The sequence below is a fragment of the Polaromonas sp. P1_G4 genome (genome assembly GCF_056405475.1).
In genome coordinates this window covers 1-575 of sequence record NZ_JBFUCA010001050.1, presented here as the reverse complement: position 1 = coordinate 575, position 575 = coordinate 1, and the positions used below count along the sequence as shown (strand labels likewise).

General features: G+C 64.5%; 1 pseudogene. It reads right to left on the bottom strand.

From position 1 onward, the window contains the following. Positions 1–72: 72 nt before the first annotated feature. Positions 73–575, bottom strand: a pseudogene (locus AC1D1X_RS25295) (site-specific recombinase); the annotation flags it as partial.

Genomic DNA, 575 nt, shown 5'->3' with positions numbered 1-575 from the left:
AGACCGCAGGCGCCGCCCCCTCGAGGGGGGAACAGGCTACACGCAGTGAGCCTGGACGGGGGGGCTGCTTGTTTAGGGCATGAAGAAGCTGCGCGGGTGGCTGCGCAGGCGTGCCCAGATGGCGATGCGTATGCGGGCCCGGTCCAGGTTGCTCACGTTGTGCGCCTGCAGGGCCAGACGAAACGCCAGGTAAAAACTCACACCGAGGTTGAGCGCGCCTATCAGGGGAATGGCAAGGATGCAGGACCAGATTTGCCAGTGCCGGAATGCTTCGAGCCCGAGAGAGGCGCCGGCCGCCGCCAGTTGTCCGGTTGACAGGGTGACGTGGCGGGCCTGGAGTTCAAGCCCGAAGAAACCGGTGAAGGCCGGTATGAGGCCGAGCATGAAACCCAGTGCGATGTTGGACGCGAAACCCGAAATGTTGTCGCGCATGAAGCCGGACCAGCGCGCAGCGCGCTCGCCGCCCAGCACGGAAGTGATGCGCGGGTTGTGGCGCATCGCCGAGTCAAGATGATGCAGTACAAACCAGTTCTCGGTCCAGCCCCCGATCATGCTGGCTGCGAACAGGATGCCGC